Annotated in this window: 16 protein-coding genes; all 16 read right to left on the minus strand. The window is 63.0% G+C overall.

Annotated features, from left to right (window positions below; all coding sequences use genetic code 11):
* Nucleotides 1–20: 20 nt before the first annotated feature.
* A complete protein-coding gene (lpxB, locus tag I0K07_RS13635; protein ID WP_203294351.1) occupies nt 21–1,166 on the minus strand; it encodes a lipid-A-disaccharide synthase in 1,146 nt (381 codons plus the stop codon).
* A complete protein-coding gene (locus tag I0K07_RS13640; RefSeq protein WP_203294353.1) occupies nt 1,159–2,022 on the minus strand; it encodes an LpxI family protein in 864 nt (287 codons plus the stop codon). Before I0K07_RS13640 ends, lpxB begins: the two co-directional genes overlap by 8 nt.
* Nucleotides 2,015–2,809, minus strand: a complete 795-nt coding sequence (gene lpxA, locus I0K07_RS13645; protein WP_203294355.1) for an acyl-ACP--UDP-N-acetylglucosamine O-acyltransferase — start codon at nt 2,807–2,809, stop codon at nt 2,015–2,017. The genes I0K07_RS13640 and lpxA overlap by 8 nt, the downstream gene beginning before the upstream one ends.
* Nucleotides 2,806–3,252, minus strand: coding sequence for a 3-hydroxyacyl-ACP dehydratase FabZ (fabZ, locus tag I0K07_RS13650; protein WP_203294357.1), 447 nt, complete (start codon nt 3,250–3,252; stop codon nt 2,806–2,808). Before fabZ ends, lpxA begins: the two co-directional genes overlap by 4 nt.
* 5 nt (nt 3,253–3,257) lie before the next feature.
* Complete coding sequence (gene lpxD / locus I0K07_RS13655) at nt 3,258–4,289, minus strand: UDP-3-O-(3-hydroxymyristoyl)glucosamine N-acyltransferase (RefSeq protein WP_203294359.1); 1,032 nt, start codon at nt 4,287–4,289, stop codon at nt 3,258–3,260.
* 9 nt (nt 4,290–4,298) lie between these two features.
* A complete protein-coding gene (locus tag I0K07_RS13660) occupies nt 4,299–4,898 on the minus strand; it encodes an OmpH/Skp family outer membrane protein (protein ID WP_203294361.1) in 600 nt (199 codons plus the stop codon).
* Between the two features lie 4 nt (nt 4,899–4,902).
* Nucleotides 4,903–7,281, minus strand: a complete 2,379-nt coding sequence (gene bamA / locus I0K07_RS13665; protein ID WP_203294363.1) for an outer membrane protein assembly factor BamA — start codon at nt 7,279–7,281, stop codon at nt 4,903–4,905.
* Nucleotides 7,282–7,307: 26 nt separating this feature from the next.
* Nucleotides 7,308–8,486 (minus strand): M50 family metallopeptidase, encoded by a 1,179-nt coding sequence (locus tag I0K07_RS13670; protein ID WP_203294365.1) that lies wholly within the window; start codon nt 8,484–8,486, stop codon nt 7,308–7,310.
* Complete coding sequence (gene dxr / locus I0K07_RS13675; RefSeq protein ID WP_203294367.1) at nt 8,483–9,694, minus strand: 1-deoxy-D-xylulose-5-phosphate reductoisomerase; 1,212 nt, start codon at nt 9,692–9,694, stop codon at nt 8,483–8,485. The genes I0K07_RS13670 and dxr overlap by 4 nt, the downstream gene beginning before the upstream one ends.
* The gene (locus I0K07_RS13680) at nt 9,691–10,497 is read right to left on the minus strand and encodes a phosphatidate cytidylyltransferase (protein WP_203294369.1); all 807 of its coding nucleotides are present in this window, start codon (nt 10,495–10,497) and stop codon (nt 9,691–9,693) included. Before I0K07_RS13680 ends, dxr begins: the two co-directional genes overlap by 4 nt.
* A complete protein-coding gene (locus tag I0K07_RS13685; RefSeq protein WP_203294371.1) occupies nt 10,481–11,218 on the minus strand; it encodes an isoprenyl transferase in 738 nt (245 codons plus the stop codon). The genes I0K07_RS13680 and I0K07_RS13685 overlap by 17 nt, the downstream gene beginning before the upstream one ends.
* Before the next feature lie 23 nt (nt 11,219–11,241).
* Nucleotides 11,242–11,808 (minus strand): ribosome recycling factor, encoded by a 567-nt coding sequence (gene frr, locus I0K07_RS13690; RefSeq protein WP_203294373.1) that lies wholly within the window; start codon nt 11,806–11,808, stop codon nt 11,242–11,244.
* 16 nt (nt 11,809–11,824) lie between these two features.
* Nucleotides 11,825–12,607, minus strand: coding sequence for a UMP kinase (gene pyrH, locus I0K07_RS13695; protein WP_203294375.1), 783 nt, complete (start codon nt 12,605–12,607; stop codon nt 11,825–11,827).
* A gap of 57 nt (nt 12,608–12,664) precedes the next feature.
* Nucleotides 12,665–13,600, minus strand: coding sequence for a translation elongation factor Ts (gene tsf / locus I0K07_RS13700; protein ID WP_203294377.1), 936 nt, complete (start codon nt 13,598–13,600; stop codon nt 12,665–12,667).
* 36 nt (nt 13,601–13,636) lie between these two features.
* The gene (rpsB, locus tag I0K07_RS13705) at nt 13,637–14,470 is read right to left on the minus strand and encodes a 30S ribosomal protein S2 (RefSeq protein WP_203294379.1); all 834 of its coding nucleotides are present in this window, start codon (nt 14,468–14,470) and stop codon (nt 13,637–13,639) included.
* Nucleotides 14,471–15,201: 731 nt separating this feature from the next.
* Nucleotides 15,202–18,645 (minus strand): DNA polymerase III subunit alpha, encoded by a 3,444-nt coding sequence (gene dnaE, locus I0K07_RS13710; protein ID WP_203294381.1) that lies wholly within the window; start codon nt 18,643–18,645, stop codon nt 15,202–15,204.
* Nucleotides 18,646–19,135: the final 490 nt, after the last annotated feature.

Here is a 19,135-nt window from a genome sequence, read left to right on the forward strand (position 1 = left end):
CCTTTGCCTGAAACACGCAGCTAGAGAAGTGAGATCACGGTCTCGGCGGCCCGGCGGCTGGCATCACCCTCGCCGCGCAATTGCCGTGTCGCGGCCACCAGTTCCTCGCTGAGGGCCTTGCGGCGTTCCGGATCATCCAGAAGGCCGGACACCGATTGCGACAATTGCCGCGGCTGGCACTGGGTCTGGACGAATTCAGGGACCAGCATGCGCCCGGCAGCGATATTCACCAGCGAGATAAAGGGCGCCTTCATCACGCGCAGGAGGCGCAGCACCGCCCAGGTCATCCAGCCCAGCCGGTAACCGGTCACGGTCGGAACACCGGCGGTCGCAAGTTCGGTCACCACCGTGCCCGAACAGGCCAGGGCGACATCGGCCGCGGCGAAAGCGTCGGCCTTTTCATCCTCGCGCACGATCATCCAGCCGCCCGCTTCCAGGCGGGGCCGGACAAGGTCTTCCACCGGGGCGGCCATGATGAAAACCGGCTGCAAGTTCGGACGCGCCCCGGTGAGGGATTTCACGGCGCCTTCGAAGCTTTTCCACAGACGGCGGATTTCGGAGGTTCGGCTGCCCAGGAGGACCAGCATGATCTCCTGATCCTGTGCGAGGCCATGACGCTCCCGGAAGGCAGCACCATCGCCGGTGGGCAGACGGTCCAGTGTCGGATTGCCCACAAAGGTCACCGGCAGACCATGCGGCTCATAATAGGGCGCGTCAAAGGACAGGATCGTCATCAGATGATCGACCGTGTTGGCGAGGGTTTTCGCCCGGCCGGGGCGTGTCGCGAAGACCTGGGGGCCGACATATTTGATCAGGCGGATGGAGGGATCCGCAGCCCGGACGCCTTGGGCGACGCGCAGCATGAAACCCCAGCTGTCGATCAGCACAACGGCGTCCGGCTTCACCCGGAGGATCTCGGCGACCGTTTCCGCCACTTTCGCTTTCACGCGGCCATAGGCTTTCAGCCCGTCAAACAGGCCCAGAATGGACAGACCGGATGTGTCGACCGCGCTTTCAATCCCCTCGCCGGCCATGGCGTCGCCCCCGACGCCAGCCAGCCGGACCCCGTCTCCTGCCGCGTCCCGCAGAGCGCGGATCAGACCGGCTCCGAGATGGTCACCGGAGCGTTCGGCCGCAACGATGAAGACGGATTTGGGATCAGCCATGGGGCGGATCCACGATCACCACGAACAGGCCATGTGCCTGCAGCGCAGCGCGCACCTGTTCGCGTTCCAGGATAATGGCCCCGCCGGCTTCCAGAGCGATACCGGCCAGGCCTGCGCGATGGCAGGCCTCCACGGTGTCCAGCCCGATCGTGGGCAAGTCGACACGGCGCTCCTGGATGGGTTTGGGCATTTTGGCCAACACACCGCGGCGCTGGTCAGCTGAGCCCCGCAATTCTGCCGGAAGCCCGGCAACGCGCTCCAGCATGCCCATGGTGCCTTCCTGAGCCTCAACGGCGAGCACCAAGCCGTCCGCGACCACGGCGCCCTGCCCGATGTCCAGCGCCCCCATCTGGCGCGCAATCTCACAGGCCTTGGCGGTATCGTCTTCATGCCCGGCCGGATCCACACCCATGGCGTCCTGGGGACCGGACGGGATGAGCTCGCCCTTGACGGTATCGGCCCCGACGATGCGGAAGCCTTCCTGCTCGAAAGCGGAAACGACAGCGCGGATCAGGGCATCATCCCCCTTGCGCGCAGCAGCCAATACCTTGGGCAGAAGGGCCAGACCCCGTGTGTCCATTTTGAGGGCGCTGAAATCGGGACGGGTGACATAGCCGGCAAAGCAGATGGCATCGCAGCCCGCCGCTTTGAGCGCCTTGATCACGCCACCGATCTGGCCGACGGCCTGGCGCGTCGTTTCGAAAGCGGAATAATCACGGTCGGCAAAACCGCTGAGTTCGACAATGAAGGGATTTTCCGATCGCCGGGCCTCGGCGAGTTCGAGCGGAAGATCTCCGCCGCCAGCCAGAATGCCCAGGCGGGTCCATTCACCCGTCTGACCCACTGGCTCAGTCATGGGGCATGCAGACCGATCGCTTGGCGTCTTCCCGGATGAAGGCGATGATCTCCATCACCGGCGCATTGTCCTTGTAGAGATGCGCCACATCATCCACACGCTCATCGAACGTGCCCTCCTCGGCGAACAGGAGACGATAGGCGGCCCGCAGATCGCGCAGCGTCTCGCGCGGCATGCCCCGGCGCTTCAGCCCGACCACATTGAGGCCGGCGAGATGGGCGTGATTGCCGATTACCGAGCCGTAGGGAATCACGTCTGCGGTGACCATGGCCATGGCACCGACGAAGGCATGACGGCCGATACGGCTTTTCTGGTGGACGCCGGCATAGCCGCCAAGAATGGCGTGGTCGGCGATGATGGTCTCACCCCCGATTGCGGCGCAGTTGGCGAACACGACCCGATCCCCGACAACACAATCATGGGCGACGTGGGAGCCGACCATGAAATACCCGTCATCGCCCACCACGGTCTGGCCACGGGCAAAGGTCGTGCCCGGATGCATCGTAACGTTCTCGCGCATGATATTGCGCTGGCCGATGATCAGCTTGGTGTCTTCGCCCTGGTATTTGAAATCCTGCGGCGGGTGGCCCAGATGGACGCCCGGATAAAGCACGCAGTCCTCACCCAGCGTCGTATGGCCCGCTACTGTGGCGTGAGAGATCAGACGAACCCGATCGCCCAGCTTCACATTGGGGCCGACAATGCAGAAGGGGCCGATCTCGACGCCTTCGCCCAGCTGGGCCCCGTCTTCAATGATTGCTGTCGGATGGATCTCGGCCTGGCTCATAGATTCTCGACTGCCTTTGCGGAAAACTCGGCCTGCACGGCGCGGACACCGTCGGCATAGACCTCGCCCTTGAACTTGAAGACGCCATGACGTGCGGCGGTCACGCTGACCGGCATGCGCAGCATCATGCCCGGGCGGACGGGCGAGCGGAAACGGACCTTGTCCGTGCCCATGAAGAAGACCGTGGCCGCATCGGGCCGAACATCGAGCGTCTTGTACATCAGCACAGCGCCAGCCTGGGCCATGGCTTCGATCATCAAAACGCCCGGCATGACCGGATTGCCCGGAAAATGACCCGGGAAGAAGGGTTCATTGGCGGTCACCGCCTTGATCCCGACAATGGATTCGCCGGGCTTGTAATCCTCAGCAGCATCGATCAGCAGGAAAGGATAGCGGTGCGGCAGGAGGGTGAGGATTTCCTGGTGTTCAATCCGGTCGGACACGGGGATCAGTCCTTGGCTTTCTTGCGGGATGCGCGCGTCAGGCGGCGCAGGGCCGCGACCTGGCGCATTTCGGCTTCAATCGGCTGGGCCGGAGAGCCCAACCAGGTCTCGCCAGCGGGAATATTGCGCCCGACAGCCGAATTGCCGCCGACCCGGGCACCGGCATGAATGGTGATGTGATCATGCGTGCCGACACGGCCACCGAACATGACACCATCCTCGATGATGCAACTGCCGGAAATGCCGGCATAGGCGGCCATGACGACATTGCGCCCGATCTGGCAATTGTGCCCGATGTGACAGAGGTTATCGATCTTGCTGCCCTCGCCGACCCGTGTCGCACCGAACAGACCCCGGTCCACACAGGAATTCGCCCCGATCGTTACCGCATCATCAATGGCCACAGAGCCCAGATGCGGAATATCGATCAATCCTTCCGGCGATACTGCGACACCGAAACCGGCCTCGCCAATCACGGCTCCCGCCAGAATGTTGCAATCCTTGCCGATATCCGCGCACTGGATCACCGCATGAGGACCGATCCGGCTGCCCGCCCCGATACGGCAACCCGGCCCGATCACAGCGCCCGGCCCCAGAAGCACGTTCTCACCAACCTCGGCCCCGGCCCCGACAACGGCGCCGGGTGAAACCCGCGCGGTGGCGGCGACAGTGGCGGTGGGATCGATGACATGCTCCACCGGCAAGGCCCGCGGCTTGAACATGGATCCCGCCACCGCCGCAAAGGCGGAACGGGCATGGGGATGAACGAGATGAAAGGCGCCGCGCTCGGACAAAATCTCGGAGAGCGCCTCCGGCGCCAGCACGACGACACCCTCGAGACGTCGACCGCCATCATCATTCAGGGCCCGGGAATTTTCAGCATAGGCCAGCGCGCCGGCCTCGGCCTCGCCCAGCGGGGAGACGGTCTCGATACGGGGCGCAGGCTGGCCTGAATCAGAAATCGCCGCACCCGAAAGCGCGGCGATCTCTTCACATGTCAGCGGGCCCAGCCGGTCGTAGAAACGCGGATCGGCCACGGTCTGCCCTTACTGCTGCTGGCCGGCGGCGGCCGCGGCAGCTTCCTGGGAGACGCGAACGCGCGTCACATTCGTGGTCGGCAGAGCCGCATTCAGACGCTCGATGACGAGCGGGGTGATGTCGACATCGGCCGAAGCGAAGACGAGATTGCCGCGATCGATCAGGATGTCGATGCCGCGTTCCTCGACCACAGCCTGCAGGATCGGCTGCAGGGCCTGGTAAACCGGAGCCATGGACTGGCGCTCGGTCTGGACCAGTTCCTGCTGGCGCGCACGGCGGGCCAGTTCGAACTGCTGGGCGTTCTGATTGAGCGCTTCGATACGCTGCATCAGGTCCGGGCGGGCCTGGATGGCCTGCGGCGTCATGGAAGCCGTTTCGGCGTTCAGACGCTCGGTTTCCTGCTGGATCGGCTGGCCCAGTGCGTTGAGCTCGGCGTCGATTTCCGTCGCGATTTCCTGGATGCGGGTCGCGATATGCTGACCCACGGCGCTCTCACGCAGAACGCGTTCTTCGTTGAAGACGGCGATATCCGGCTGCTGGGCCAGAGCCGGCGCAGCAAGCCCGGCAATCATCACCGGAAGGAGAAGGAGAGACTTGAGAAATTTCATAACCTTAGAACCCTGTTCTTGTACTGAACCGGAAGAACTCGGCGCGGTCGTAATCTTCGCGGATGAAAGCTTGTGCGAAGTCGAACCGCACCGGTCCGAACGGTGAATCCCAGAAGATGCTCAGGCCGGCAGACGCACGCAGCGCTGCTTCATCGACCGTGAACGCCGTTCCGGCTGCCCCTTCCGCGATCTGGTCAGACGAGTCGAGCATCCCGAGGGTGCCGAACTCGGTGAACAGACTGCCCCGCACGCCGTATTGCTCCGGCAGGCCGAGCGGGAAGGACACTTCAAACGCCCCAATCGCATACAGGCGGCCACCCAGGGCATCGCCCCGGATCAGTTCACCCGTAGTTGCGTCCCGACTGACAATGCGGGGGCCGATACCAGCCACCTCAAAGCCACGGAATGAGTTGCCACCCTTGAAGAAGCGGTCGTTGATGCGGATGGTGTCGCCACCCCACGGCATCGAGAAACCACCATTCATGGTGAAGCTGGCCACGACATCATTGCCGAAAATGCTCGGCAGGACGGGCCGGTAAATGCTGCCCTGGATCTCAGAGCGGACATAGCGGACATCACCCCCGATACCGGCAAAGCCCTGCGTGAATTGCAGGCGATAGCCATTGCTCGGCTCGATCGGGTCATTCAGACGCGACCAGTTGAGCGTATAGGTGATGACCGAGGTATTGCGGTTGCCGGCCTGGTTCAGCAGGGCCGACGACGCCGAGGAATACACCAGGACGTTATCGGTCCGGTAGGTGTAGCCCAGCTGGAGATTGGTCGATGCCGTGACCGGGAAGCCCAGACGCAGCGAGGCACCCGTCGATTCCGTCTGGAAGGAGGCTTCCGACAGGAAGTCCGAATTCACTCGGAAAAGGTCGAAACCGGCGGCCAGGTTGCGATCCAGGAAGCGCGGCTCGGTGAAGCGGATATCGATCGATTCCCGGTTCGAACTGGCCGAGATGCGGAAGCGCAGGAATTGGCCTCGGCCGCGCAGATTGCGCTCGGAGATGGACAGGTCGACCAGGAAGGCATCCGTGGAGGAGAAACCGGCACCGAAGGCCAGTTCACCCGTCGGCTGCTCGCTCACGGCCACCTGCACGCGGGCCCGGTCCGGCGCGGAACCCGGCGTTTCATTGATCTCGACTTCCTCGAAGAAGCCCAGACGGCGCACATTGTTCCGCGAACGGTCGATCAGGACCTGGTTGAAGGCGTCGCCTTCCACAATGTCCAGCTCGCGCCGGATGACGCGGTCGAGCGTGCGCGTGTTCCCGGCAATATCAATCCGCTCGATATAGACGCGCGGGCCTTCATCGATGACGAATTCCACGTCGACCGTACGGTCTTCGCGATTGCGCGAGGTACGCGGCGAAATGTTCACGAAGGCATAGCCCGACGCACCGGCCGCGAAGGTCAGCGTATCGATACCATCCTCGATCATCTGGCCCTGATAGAGATTGCCCGGCTGCATCGGCAGGATGCGCGCCAGATAGTCCTCGTTCAGGTCCGGAATTTCCGTGGAGACCGTGACTTCGCCGAAATTGAAGACCTCGCCCTCATCCACCGTGATGGTGATGTAGAAGCTTTCCTGGTCCGGCGTCAGTTCGGCGACCGCGGAGAGAACGCGGAAATTGGCATAGCCCTGGTTCATGTAGAACTGGCGCAGCAATTCCTGGTCATATTCCAGACGGTCGGGATCGTAATTGTCGTTGGACGAGAAGAAACGCCACCAGCGCGATTCCCGCGTCACGAGCTCGCGGCGCAGACGGCGATCGGAGAAGCTGTCATTGCCGATGAAGTTGATGCGGCGGACGCCCGTCACCGGACCTTCGGAAATCTCGAAAATCAGATCGACGCGGTTTTGCGGCTGTTCGACAATCTTCGGCGTCACGGTCGCGGCGAAACGGCCCGAACGGCGATAGACTTCGATAATGCGCTGGACATCGGACTGAACGCGGGCGCGCGTGAAGATGGCACGCGGCTGGGCCTCGATCTCGTCCGTGATCTTGTCGTCATCAATGGCGCGATTGCCCTCGAGAATCACGCGGTTGATGATCGGGTTTTCCTGGACACGCACGACGACGATCTGGCCGCGATCCTCGATCTGAACGTCCGAGAACAGGCCGGTGGCGAACAGGGTCTGGATCGACAGATTGACCAGGCGCGTATCGTAAACCTGACCCGGCTGGATCAGCAGATAGGACAGGACGGTATCGGCCTCGACCCGCTGATTGCCTTCCACCAGGATCTGGCGGATGGCCTGCCGGGCTTCAGGCTGGGCCTGGGCGGCTGCTTCCGGAGCACCCGTTTGCTGGGCCGACGCGATGGTCGACAGACTCACAGTCATCAGGGCTGCGAAGAGCACACGCAGAACACTTGCCATGGAAGATCGCCGCTTGCTGGGCCCGGTCAGAAAATCTGCCCGAGCAAATAATTCAGGTCATTCCAGGTCGCTACAAGCATCATACCGAGCACGAAAACAAGCCCCACCCGGAAACCGAGTGCCTGTGCCTTCATGCTCAGCGGACGCCGGGCAACCGCTTCATAGGCGTAATACACCAGATGCCCGCCGTCGAGGATGGGTATCGGTAGAAGATTCACCAATCCCAGTCCGACAGAGAGAAAACCGGCGAGATTGATCAGATTGATGAGGAGCAGAACCGTGCTTTCACCGGCATTATTTCCAGCTTCCACACTGGAAACAGCGGTTTGGCCCGCCGCAGTCGCGATTCCAACAGGGCCATTGAGAAGTTCTGGTGACACCCGGCCGGTCACGACCCGGATCACATAGCGCGAGGTCATGGAGATCGCCGTCCAGGTCCGGTCAATGCCGTGCCCGATGGCCGTGATCGGATTGTAACTGTCCCGCAGCGGCGGCGTGGACAGGGAGCCGAACCCCATGCGGCCCAGCGTGCGCGATCCCCCGAACTGGTCTTCGACCACTGTCGGCTCCGGAGCTGCGCGCAGCAGGATTTCGCTCTCACCCCGCTGGACGGAGAAATCGAGCATCTCGCCCGGGCGCCAGATCACTTCCGTGACGATATCCTGGAAAGCATCGATCCGGTTATTGTTGATGGCGAGTATGCGATCGCCTTCCTGGAAGCCCGCTTCGGCGGCCGGGCTGCCCTCGGCGACGGTTCCGATGACAGGCGGCTGATAGGGTTGGCCGCCAAAGGCCAAGGCCAGAGCCGCGAAAATCGAAATGGCGAGAATGAAGTTCGCCAGCGGGCCGGCCGCGGTGATGAAGGCGCGCTGCCAGATCGGTTTGAAATGATAGCAGCGCTCGGCATCCGGCCCCATGCGGCGGCGGATTTCCTCGAGCTTTTCGGAGTCCGGCTCACTGGCCGCCCCGGCATCGCCGAGGAATTTCACATAACCGCCCAGCGGGAAGGCCGCGATACGCCAGACTGTGCCGCGCTTGTCCCGCCATGAGGCAATCGTCGGCCCGAAGCCCATGGAGAAGGCTTCTGCATGCACGCCGCACACCCGGCCCGCCCAATAGTGTCCCAGCTCGTGGATGACCACGACAATCGAGATCAGGAACACGAAAGAGAAGATCGTCAGAAAACCGGTGCCAAGAAGGCTCATGAGAAAGTGGTCCGTGATTGTGGGTCGCTCATGCGATCCGCTATCAAGTCGCGTGCCAGCTGACGGGTCCGCGCATCGATCGCATACACATCATCAAAGGCCGACAATGAACGGGGCATGTCTGCATCCCCGACACTGAGGCCAAGAACCTCTTCAACGCATGCGGCGATGTCAAGGAAACGGATGCGATCTGCAAGGAAGCTTTCGACCGCGATTTCATTGGCTGCATTGAGCACCGCCGGCGCGATTCCGCCTGCGACAATGGCTTCCCGGGCCAGCCGGATGGCCGGGAATTTGTCCAGATCCGGGGCCTCGAAGTCCAAACGTGAAATTTCAGCCAGATTCAGACGCTGCACCGGAGCGGCCATGCGTTCCGGCCAGGCCAGCGCGCTGGCGATGGGCGTGCGCATGTCCGGCGAGCCCAGCTGGGCCAGCAGGCTGCCATCGGCATATTCCACCATGCCGTGAATGATGGATTGGGGATGCACGACCACATCCACCTGATCCGGCGGCAGGTCGAACAGCCAGCAAGCCTCGATGATCTCCAGCCCCTTATTCATCATGGAGGCGCTGTCGATGGTGATCTTGGCTCCCATTTCCCAGGTCGGGTGGGCCAGCGCATCGGCGCGGCTGGCCTGCATCATCTTTTCGCGCGTCCAGGTGCGGAAGGGGCCGCCGGACGCTGTCAGCGTGATCGAGCGGATGGCAGAACGCTGGGCGCTGTCGAAGACCTGGAAAACGGCATTGTGCTCGCTGTCGACCGGCAGGAGGGTCGCCCCGCACCGTTCCGCCTCGGCCATGAAGAGACTGCCGGCACAGACCAGGCATTCCTTGTTGGCAAAGGCCAGCGCCCTGCCCTGTTTGAGCGCCGCCAGAGTCGGACGCAGGCCCGCCGCGCCGACAATGGCAGCCATGGTCCAGTCAGCCGGCATGGACGCCGCTTCGACGACCGCGGGTTCGCCAATGCCGATGGAGATGTCCGGATGGTCGCTGAGCGCCTGTTTGAGGGCGATGCCGGCCTGCGGATCGGCAATGGCGACATGGGACGCCTTGTGCCGGATCGCCTGGCGGGCCAATTCATCGGCATTCTGCCGGGCCGTCAGCGCCACGACCTCATACGTGCCGGGCTCTGCGCGGCCGATCAGGTCCAGCGTGGCCAAGCCCACCGACCCCGTCGCGCCCAGAATGGAAACCCGTCGTGCGGTCATACCGCCTCTCCCCAGCCCAGGGGCAGGATATTCTGGATCAGCGCCGCGGCAATCACGGCCAGCATGAGCGCATCGACCCGGTCCAGCACACCGCCATGACCCGGGATCAGCGTGCCGCTGTCCTTGACGTTGAAACTGCGCTTGAACAGGGACATGGCCAGGTCACCCAGGACGGAGGCGATGGCGACAATGGCGGCAAACACGGCAACCGCCCGCCAGTCGAGCGAGAAAACGAGGCCGACAGCAACACCCGCGCCCGTTCCGGCGATCAGACCGGCCAGAAAACCGGACCAGGTCTTGTTGGGACTGGCCTGGGGAATGAGTTTCGGTCCGCCCAGCCAGGTACCAACCAGATAAGCCAGACTGTCCGCCGACCAGACGATGGCGAACAGGAGAACGACACCGGCAAGGCCATGATCAGGATGGGCACGCATCGCCGCCAGAAGGCCGGAGGACAGGGCGATATAGAGCACGCCGATCACCTCGATGGACCAGCCCCGGCGGATCCGCTCAATGCCGATGGCCAGCGTGCCCAGCGCACCCCAGATCACGGCATCCTGCAAACCGGCCTGCCCGGCCAGAAGCACGGCCCCGGACGCCGTAGCGCAGGCAATGGCATAGGCAACAGGCGGGGCCTCCGGATCGGACATGCGGATCCATTCCCAGGCCATGGCCGCCGCGAAGGCCGCCACCCAGCCTGTGAAGAAGATACCCCCCAGCCAGAGCAGAAGGACGGCCAAGGGCCCCAGGATGAGCGCCGAGATCAGCCGCCGGCGAAAGACCGGATCACGCCGCGCCGGCATCAAGCCCCCCATAGCGGCGGCTGCGGGTCTTGTAAGCCTCGATGGCGTCGGCCAGTTGCGCGATGGTGAAATCCGGCCAGAGCGTGTCCACAAAGAGAAGCTCGGCATAGGCCGCCTGCCAGAGCAGGAAGTTGGAGATGCGTTGCTCGCCACTGGTCCGGATCATCAGATCGACATCCGGCGAGTCCGACGTATCCAGCCAGGAGGCAAAGCTTTCTTCGTCCAGAGACGCCGGATCGAGCTCTCCCGCACGGGCCGCTTCAGCGATCGCACGCGTGGCCCGGACGATCTCGTCGCGGCCGCCATAATTGAAGGCGATATTGAGATGGAAGTCGGAATTGTCGCGCGTGCGGGCCTCGGAGCGCTCGATCATCTCGGCCACATCCTCGCGCAGCCCCTTGCGGCTGCCCAGAATGCGGATGCGCACGCCCCGCTTGGCCAAGCCTTCCAGATCGGCCGCAATATAATGCTTCATGAGCTCGAAGAGCGCGCCGATCTCGTCGGCCGGGCGGCGCCAATTCTCGGTGGAGAAGGAGAACAGGGTCAGATGCTTGACCCCGAGATCACCCGTGCCTTCGACAATCCGGCGGACCGTTTCCACGCCCTTGCGATGGCCAAAGGCCCGCGGCTGGCCACGGCGGCGCGCCCAGCGGCCATTGCCGTCCATGATTATGGCAATATGGGCCGGAACCGGCCGGTCTGCGGAGGCGTCTTCACTCATGCTTTCGCTCCGCCTGCGAGAAATCAGACCTGCATGATCTCGTCTTGCTTGGCCTTCAGGCTCTCATCAATACGCTTGATCGCGTCATCCGTCAGCTTCTGGACGTCTTCGGAAAAGGCTTTCTGCTCGTCTTCAGACAGATCGCCGGCCTTTTCCATCTTTTTCAGGACATCCATACCGTCGCGGCGGACATTGCGCACGGCCACGCGGGCGTGTTCGGCATAGCTGCCGGCCAGTTTGGCAATCTCCGCGCGGCGCTCCTCATTGAGGGGCGGGATCGGGATACGCAGGAGCTGGCCTTCCACGACCGGGTTGAGGCCCAGGCCGGAATTGCGGATCGCCTTGTCGGCGGCCGGCACCATCGTCTTGTCCCAGATCTGCACCGAGATCATGCGCGGCTCGGGCACCGAGACCGTGCCGACCTGGTTGATCGGCGTCAGCGAGCCATAGGCATCGATCTTGATCGGGTCGAGCAGGCTGGCAGAGGCCCGGCCGGTCCGCAGACCGCCAAATTCCTTGCGCAGCGCTTCGATGGCACCATCCATGCGGCGCTTGAGGTCGGCTTCATCGTAATCGAGATCGTCGCTCATGGCTTGCTCTTTCCTGTTATTCGCCAGTGGACGAGAGGTCTTTCGGCTTTCCGATCATCGTGCACACACCCTCCCCGGCGAGCACACGGGCCAGACCCCCCTGGTCGTGGATGTTGAACACCACGATGGGAATGGCATTTTCGCGCATCAGCGTAACCGCCGATGCGTCCATGACCCGCAGATCGCGCGTCAGGACGTCCAGATAGTCCAGACTGTCATAGCGCTCGGCATCGGGATGCGTGCGCGGATCATCCGAATACACACCATCAACCTGCGTGCCTTTCAGCAGCGCGTCACAGCCCATTTCCGCAGCGCGCAGGGCGGCGGCAGTATCCGTTGTGAAGAAGGGATTTCCCGTCCCGGCGGCGAAGATCACCACCCGGCCCTTTTCCATGTGGCGGGTTGCGCGGCGGCGGATATAGGGTTCGCACACCGTGGTCATGGGAATGGCGGACTGGACCCGCGTCTGGACGCCGATGCGTTCCAGCGCGGTCTGCATGGCCAGCGCATTCATGACGGTGGCCAGCATGCCCATGTAGTCGGCAGCGGCGCGATCCATGCCCTTTGCGGCACCGGACAGGCCACGGAAGATATTCCCGCCCCCGATGACCAGGCACATTTCAGTGCCGGCGCGAACTGCCTGGGCGACCTCACCGGCAATCCGGTCGGCCGTCTCCAGATCAATGCCATAACTCTGGCCGCCCATCAGGGCCTCGCCGGAGACCTTGAGCAGAACCCGCCGGAATTGCGGCGGGTTCGATTGGCCGTTTTGTGGCCCGGATGTCGATGAATCAGTCACGGGGTCGCAGCATATACAAAGCGGCGGCGCATTAAAGCGCCGCCGCAATGTTTGGGATCAGGACTGGCCGGTCGCCGCAGCGACTTCAGCAGCAAAATCCTCTTCCTTCTTCTCCACGCCTTCGCCCAGCGCCATGCGGACGAAACCGGAGATCTCGACGGACGCACCGAATTCCTTCGAGGCATCGGCCAGGACCTGCTCGATCGTGCGATCCGGGTCCATGACGAAAGCCTGCTTCAGCAGCACGACTTCCTCGAAGAATTTGCGCATGCGGCCTTCGACCATCTTCTCGATGATCTGTTCCGGCTTGCCGGACTGGCGGGCCTGTTCGGCAAAGACTTCGCGTTCCTTGTCGGCGATCGCGCTGTCGACACCGTCCACATCGACCGACACGGCCACGGCCGGGGAACCGGCAGCAACGTGCATGGCGATCTTGCGGCCCAGCTCGGCCAGCTTGTCAGCGTCGGCTTCCGACTTCAGGCCGACCAGGACGCCGATGGCACCCATATTGTCAGCGGCCGGATTGTGGACATAGCTGGCGACCACGCCCGGCTCGGCCACGACAACGGCGGCGCGGCGCAGGGCCATGTTCTCGCCGATCGTGGCGATCAGGTTGGTCAGCTTGTCTTCGACGCTTTCACCGGAGGCGAGCTTGGCAGCCTTCAGGCCGGCCACGTCACCATCGGAGCCCACGGCCAGGGCAGCGATTTCCGTCACTGCAGCCTGGAACTTCTCATTGCGGGCCACAAAGTCGGTTTCCGAGTTCACTTCAACGACGGCACCCTGGCCGCCCTTGGTGGACACGGCCACCAGGCCTTCAGCCGCAACGCGGTCAGCCTTTTTGGCAGCCTTGGACAGACCCTTCTTGCGCAGCCAGTCGACGGCGGCTTCAAAATCGCCATCCACTTCGGCCAGGGCCTTCTTGCAGTCCATCATGCCTACGCCGGTCTTTTCGCGCAGTTCCTTCACGAGAGCAGCCGTAATCGCAGCCATCGGTATCTCCTGGGATTCTCGGTTCGAAATCGAAGCTTACGCTTCGGTCTTGTCAGATTCGGACGACGTTTCCGTGGCAGGCTCTGCAGCCGCCTCGGTTTCTTCGGCAGCCGTTTCCTCAACCAGCGTCTCGACCGGGGCTTCGCTCTCGCCCAGATCAACGCCCATGGCCACCTGGCTGTCGGCCATGCCGTCCAGGACGGCGTCGGCGATCAGGTCGCAATACAGGGCGATGGCGCGGGAGGCGTCATCATTGCCCGGGATCGGGAAGTCGATCGGGTCCGGGTCGCAATTGGTGTCGACAACAGCGACAACCGGGATGCCGAGCTTCTTGGCTTCCTGGATGGCGATGCCTTCCTTGTTCGTGTCGATCACGAACATCAGGTCCGGCGTGCCGCCCATGTCCTTGATACCACCGAGCGAGCGGTCGAGCTTTTCGCGCTCGCGCGTCAGCATCAGCTGTTCTTTCTTGGTCAGACCGGACAGGCCGCTCTCACCTTCGAACATGGCTTCCAGCTCGCGCAGACGGGCGATCGAGTTGGAGATCGTACGCCAGTTGGTCAGCGTACCGCCGAGCCAGCGCTGGTTCATGTAGTACTGGGCGCAGCGCGACGCGGCATTGGCCAGCGGCTCTTGAGCCTGGCGCTTGGTGCCGACGAACAGGACACGGCCGCCCTTGGCAGCGGTTTCGCGAACCTTCACCAGGGCCTGGTGCAGAAGCGGAACCGACTGGGACAGGTCGATAATGTGGATATTGGAACGCTCACCAAAGATGAAGTCCTTCATCTTCGGGTTCCAACGGTGGGTCTGGTGACCAAAGTGACAACCAGCTTCGAGCAGCTGGCGCATGCTGAAATCAGGGAGAGCCATCGATTTTTCCTTTTCCGGTTGGCCTCCACGGAGCGGAGCCGCCTGAGGGTTCAGACGGCACCGGAGCGTCTGGTTTTTGGACCGGACGTAGCCCCGTGTGCGTGATGGCGCGGCTTATGGCGCACGCAGACGGGTTTGGCAAGCGGGGCTGGGCAAATGGCTGCAGTGGCGCGGTGGTATTTCATGACAGGCGGATGCAGGGGATTGGGTGACACGTCTGCGACCCGTCCATGCGCGTCCCTGATCGACCTGCATCTCGCTTTTTTCCGGGCGCAGTCCCGGGGCCGACAGGGTGGTCCGTATTTTCATAGGATGAGGGTGAGGCGCCTTCGGTTGGCCCCGGAACACGTCCGGGGAAAATGCATTTGTGTTTCACGACTTTCAGCGCCACGCGCGACCACGCTGGCGGTATGAGAGGTGTGCGGGAGACCTGACGGGTCGGATTTCGTAATGAGTGTGAGTGACCTGACAGGTCTCCCGCACGCGGAGATTTGTTCGTCTTCCCTTGCGGGCGACGCACCGAAACCGCCTGGGTGCCAGCACGGTCGTGACCTTGTGCCGTGTGTCCCGGGCGATGGCCCTGCCGGAGCTCAGGATGTCACCCCCTTGCGCGGACAGGCTCCGCAAACCTCCGGGCACAAGGGACTGAGCTCGCGCCTCTCTTCCCGAAAGTCGAGGAGGAGTCTCTCACAGGTTTTGGGGGTGGGGATAAGACCCGTACCGGCCTCGGATCAGACAGTCTCGACGGACGCGACGCCATCCACGCCTTTCAGGGCGGCCTGCAGGGCTGTGTCGGCACTGTGGCGGCCTGGCAGGCGCAACTCGACCTCTCCGCCATCGGAGAGCGGAAGTAGAAGATCGACAATCGCATTGAGTGTGGCATCGGCGCGCTTGTTGGCGCGTTCCATGCGCAGATGGACGCGTTCCAGGGCGGCGGCATCATCCAGACGAACCCGCAGGCGATCGGCGGATATCTTCATGTCGAGCGGCTCCAGCCGGTCGGCGAAGAAGGAGATTTGCTCGTCGCGCTCATCGACGCGGCAATTGACCAGGACAGCCTGCCCGCTTTCCAGCAAATCGCGTGATGTACGAAGGAGTTCGGAGGCCACGAAGACCTCGAACTCGCCGGTGGGATCGGACAGGGTGACCCAGGCAAAGCGCTCGCCATTCTTGTTGGAGACCCGTTCCTGACGGCGCCGGACCATGCCGGACAAGCGCAGGGCCGTGGCACCATCGGCGACACGGGCGGGGGCTTCGGCGTGGAAGACGACGCCGCGGCCGGCGAGGTGTTCGGTCATGTCGTCGAGCGGGTGACCGGAGAGATAAAAGCCGATGGCGGACAATTCATTGTCCAGCCTTTCCGTGGCCGTCCAGGGATCCGGCTCCGGCAGGCGCGGCCGTTCCAGGGCGATCTCTTCGCCCCCGCCGCCGAACAGGCTGGCCTGGGCACTATCCCGCTGCTGGGCGGCGTGCTGGGCCATGGATATCAGGGTTTCCGCCGAGGCCAGGACACGGGCGCGGTCGGGATCGAGCGTGTCGAAGGCGCCGGCGCGGGCCAGGTTTTCAAACGTGCGCTTGTTGATATGACGCGGGTCCACGCGTTCGGCGAAATCATACAAGTCCTTGTAGGGACCATTGGATTCGCGTTCAGCGACGATGTGTTCCATGGCGGAGAAGCCGACATTGCGGATCGCGCCCAGGGCGAAGCGGACCGTCCCCTCCTCCACCGAGAAATCGGCCTGGGAAGCGTTGACATCCGGCGGACGCACCTCAATGCCCATGCGCCGGATTTCCTGATGAAAGGCCGCCAGCTTATCCGTGTTCGCCGCGTCCAGTGACATCAGCGCGGCCATCAGCTCAACCGGATAGTTCGCTTTCAGATAGGCGGTGCGATAGGCGATCGCGGCATAGGCGGCGGCGTGGGACTTGTTGAAGCCATAACCGGCGAACTCGGCGACGAGTTCGAAGATGTAGGAAGCCTTCTCGCGGCTGACATCCTTCTTCTCGGCGCCTTCCAGGAAACGGACTTTCTGCTTGTCCATCTCCTCTTTCTTCTTCTTGCCCATGGCGCGGCGCAGAAGGTCGGCTTCCCCGAGGGAGTAGCCGGACAGGATCTGGGCGATCTGCATCACCTGTTCCTGGTAGATGATGACGCCATAGGTTTCCGACAGCACGCCCTCAAGATCGGGGTGGAGGCAATCCACCTCGGCGCGACCGAATTTCCGGTCGACATAGACGTCGATATTCTTCATCGGGCCCGGGCGATAAAGGGAGATTAGGGCGATCAAATCCTCGATCGCATCGGGCTTCATCTTCTTGAGCGTGTCGCGCATGCCCGAGCTTTCCAACTGGAACACGCCGATGGCATGGCCCGATTGGAGCAGTTCGAAAGTCGCCTTGTCGTCGAAATCAATCCCTTCAATATCAGGGACTTCCTTGCCAGCAGAGGCGATATAGCCGAGGGCGCGGGCGATCACGGTGAGGGTTTTGAGGCCCAGGAAGTCGAATTTTACCAGGCCGGCGGGCTCCACCCATTTCATGTTGAACTGGGTGGCGGGAATATCGGAACGCGGATCGCGATAGAGCGGCACCAATTCGGAGAGCTTGCGGTCCCCGATCACGACACCGGCGGCGTGTGTGGAGGCGTTGCGGAAGAAGCCTTCCAGCTTGAGCGCGATGGTCAGAAGGCTGTCGACGGCTTCATCCTCGGCCCGCATTTCCTTGAGCCGCGGTTCCAGGTCGAGCGCCTGGGCCAGGGTGACCGGATTGGCGGGATTGGACGGAACCAGCTTGGCCAGCTTGTCCACCAGGCCGAAGGGCAATTGCAGGACGCGGCCGGTATCGCGCACCACGGCGCGCGCCTGCAGCGTACCGAAGGTGATGATCTGCGCCACCCGGTCATGCCCGTAGCGCTCCTGCACATAGCGGATCACCTCGCCGCGCCGCTCCTGGCAGAAGTCGACGTCGAAGTCCGGCATGGACACACGTTCCGGGTTCAAGAAGCGTTCGAACAGAAGACCGAAGCGCAGCGGATCCAGATCCGTGATGGTCAGCGAGTAAGCCACCAGCGAGCCGGCACCGGAACCCCGGCCCGGTCCGACCGGAATGTCATGGTTCTTCGCCCATTGGATAAAGTCCGACACGATCAGGAAGTAACCGGGAAAGCCCATCTCTTTGATGATGCCGAGCTCGAAATCGAGGCGTTCGCGATATTCCGCCTCGGGCGCGGCATTGGCCCCGGAGGCCAGACGCTCGGTCAGACCCTCATGGGCCCGGGCGATCAATTCCTCGGCCTCGTCGCGTCCGTCCTTGGTGGGGAAGCTGGGCAGGATGGGTTTGTGGGTGCGCACGCGATAGGCACAGCGCCGGGCAATCTCGAGCGTGTTCTCCAGCGCCTCGGGCAGGTCGGCGAAGCGTTCGCTCATCTCCTGCGGCGTGGTGAGATAATGATCCGCCGTCACCTTGCGCCGGTCCGACACGGAAACGAAGGAGGATTGGGATATGCAGAGGAGTGCGTCATGCGCCTTGTGCATGGACGGGTCCGGGAAATAGGCCTCATTCGTGGCCACGAGCGGCAGGTCCCGGGCATAGGCCTGATCGACCAGCCAGTTCTCCGCCATCAGCTCATTGTCCAGGCCGTGACGCTGAAGCTCGACATAGAGCCGGTCCCCGAAGCGCTCCTGCAGACGCGAGAGGAGTTTGTCGGCCTCGGGCAGGCGCCCGGTCTCGATCATCCGGTTGAGCACACCATCGGGACCGCCGGTGAGACAGATCAGACCCTCGGCATGGCCCAGCACGCTGGACAGCGGGATGTGCGCCTCTTCAGAGCCGTCCACCTCCAGAAAGGCCTCACTGGTGAGCGCCATGAGGTTTTCATAGCCGGTGCGGTCCTGCACCAGGAGGACGATCGTGCCCTCCGGCTCGGCGCGTTCGCCGGGATGCGGATCAACGGTCCGGACCGAAAGCGTGCAGCCGACAATCGGCTGGATCCCGGCCCCGGCCATGACCTCGGAGAATTCGAGGGCGCCGAAGAGATTATTGGTGTCCGTGAGGGCAATGGCCGGCATGCCATGGGTCTGGCAGGCCGAGACCATTTGGGGCATGCGGATCGCGCCTTCCAGGAGCGAATAGGGCGAGCGGACACGAAGATGTACAAAAGGATGTGTCTGCGCCATGCCCGGCTCCTGCCCGCTTATCCCTTCCCCTGAGCCGGCCGGAAACGGGGATAACTCCCTGCCCGGCCGAGCTGGTGTCGCGACCCGGCCCTGTCCGGACGCTGCCGGAACGTGAGTCGCGAATGGTCAGAGTAACCGGATCAGGCGGCGCCGAGAACCGATCCCCACAGAGTGATCATCCAGGCAAAACCGAGAATGGCGGTGGCGGCTGAGACATCTTGCAAAACACGACGCATAACTTCCTCCCCGAAGCGCGAAAATCCGTCGGACACATGTCCGTTCTGTTTTTGTTCTATGCGCCGAAGAATCACCCGTCAAGCAGAAAGTTCCATATTTGTTCCGCCCGCAAACACCGCTTAATTCAATGAAACAGGGATCAGGACGGGGTCGCAGGGAGATTGCGCGGAGATCGAAGCCGCATCAGGTTGGGATCAAGATGGGTCCCGGATCTGCGCCCGGCTCAAGGCCGGGCTTTCGTCCGGGATGACAA

It is taken from the genome of Maricaulis parjimensis (assembly GCF_016817355.1).
In the GTDB taxonomy this organism is placed as follows: Bacteria; Pseudomonadota; Alphaproteobacteria; order Caulobacterales; family Maricaulaceae; genus Maricaulis; species Maricaulis parjimensis.

What these genes read in the sequence shown, in the direction of transcription:
- lpxB (WP_203294351.1), bottom strand. Translation starts at nt 1,166, where the DNA reads ATGGCTGATCCCAAATCCGTCTTCATCGTTGCGGCCGAACGCTCCGGT.
- I0K07_RS13640 (WP_203294353.1), bottom strand. Translation starts at nt 2,022, where the DNA reads ATGACTGAGCCAGTGGGTCAGACGGGTGAATGGACCCGCCTGGGCATT.
- lpxA (WP_203294355.1), bottom strand. Translation starts at nt 2,809, where the DNA reads ATGAGCCAGGCCGAGATCCATCCGACAGCAATCATTGAAGACGGGGCC.
- I0K07_RS13660 (WP_203294361.1), bottom strand. Translation starts at nt 4,898, where the DNA reads ATGAAATTTCTCAAGTCTCTCCTTCTCCTTCCGGTGATGATTGCCGGG.
- bamA (WP_203294363.1), bottom strand. Translation starts at nt 7,281, where the DNA reads ATGGCAAGTGTTCTGCGTGTGCTCTTCGCAGCCCTGATGACTGTGAGT.
- I0K07_RS13670 (WP_203294365.1), bottom strand. Translation starts at nt 8,486, where the DNA reads ATGAGCCTTCTTGGCACCGGTTTTCTGACGATCTTCTCTTTCGTGTTC.
- dxr (WP_203294367.1), bottom strand. Translation starts at nt 9,694, where the DNA reads ATGACCGCACGACGGGTTTCCATTCTGGGCGCGACGGGGTCGGTGGGC.
- I0K07_RS13680 (WP_203294369.1), bottom strand. Translation starts at nt 10,497, where the DNA reads ATGCCGGCGCGGCGTGATCCGGTCTTTCGCCGGCGGCTGATCTCGGCG.
- I0K07_RS13685 (WP_203294371.1), bottom strand. Translation starts at nt 11,218, where the DNA reads ATGAGTGAAGACGCCTCCGCAGACCGGCCGGTTCCGGCCCATATTGCC.
- frr (WP_203294373.1), bottom strand. Translation starts at nt 11,808, where the DNA reads ATGAGCGACGATCTCGATTACGATGAAGCCGACCTCAAGCGCCGCATG.
- tsf (WP_203294377.1), bottom strand. Translation starts at nt 13,600, where the DNA reads ATGGCTGCGATTACGGCTGCTCTCGTGAAGGAACTGCGCGAAAAGACC.
- rpsB (WP_203294379.1), bottom strand. Translation starts at nt 14,470, where the DNA reads ATGGCTCTCCCTGATTTCAGCATGCGCCAGCTGCTCGAAGCTGGTTGT.
- dnaE (WP_203294381.1), bottom strand. Translation starts at nt 18,645, where the DNA reads ATGGCGCAGACACATCCTTTTGTACATCTTCGTGTCCGCTCGCCCTAT.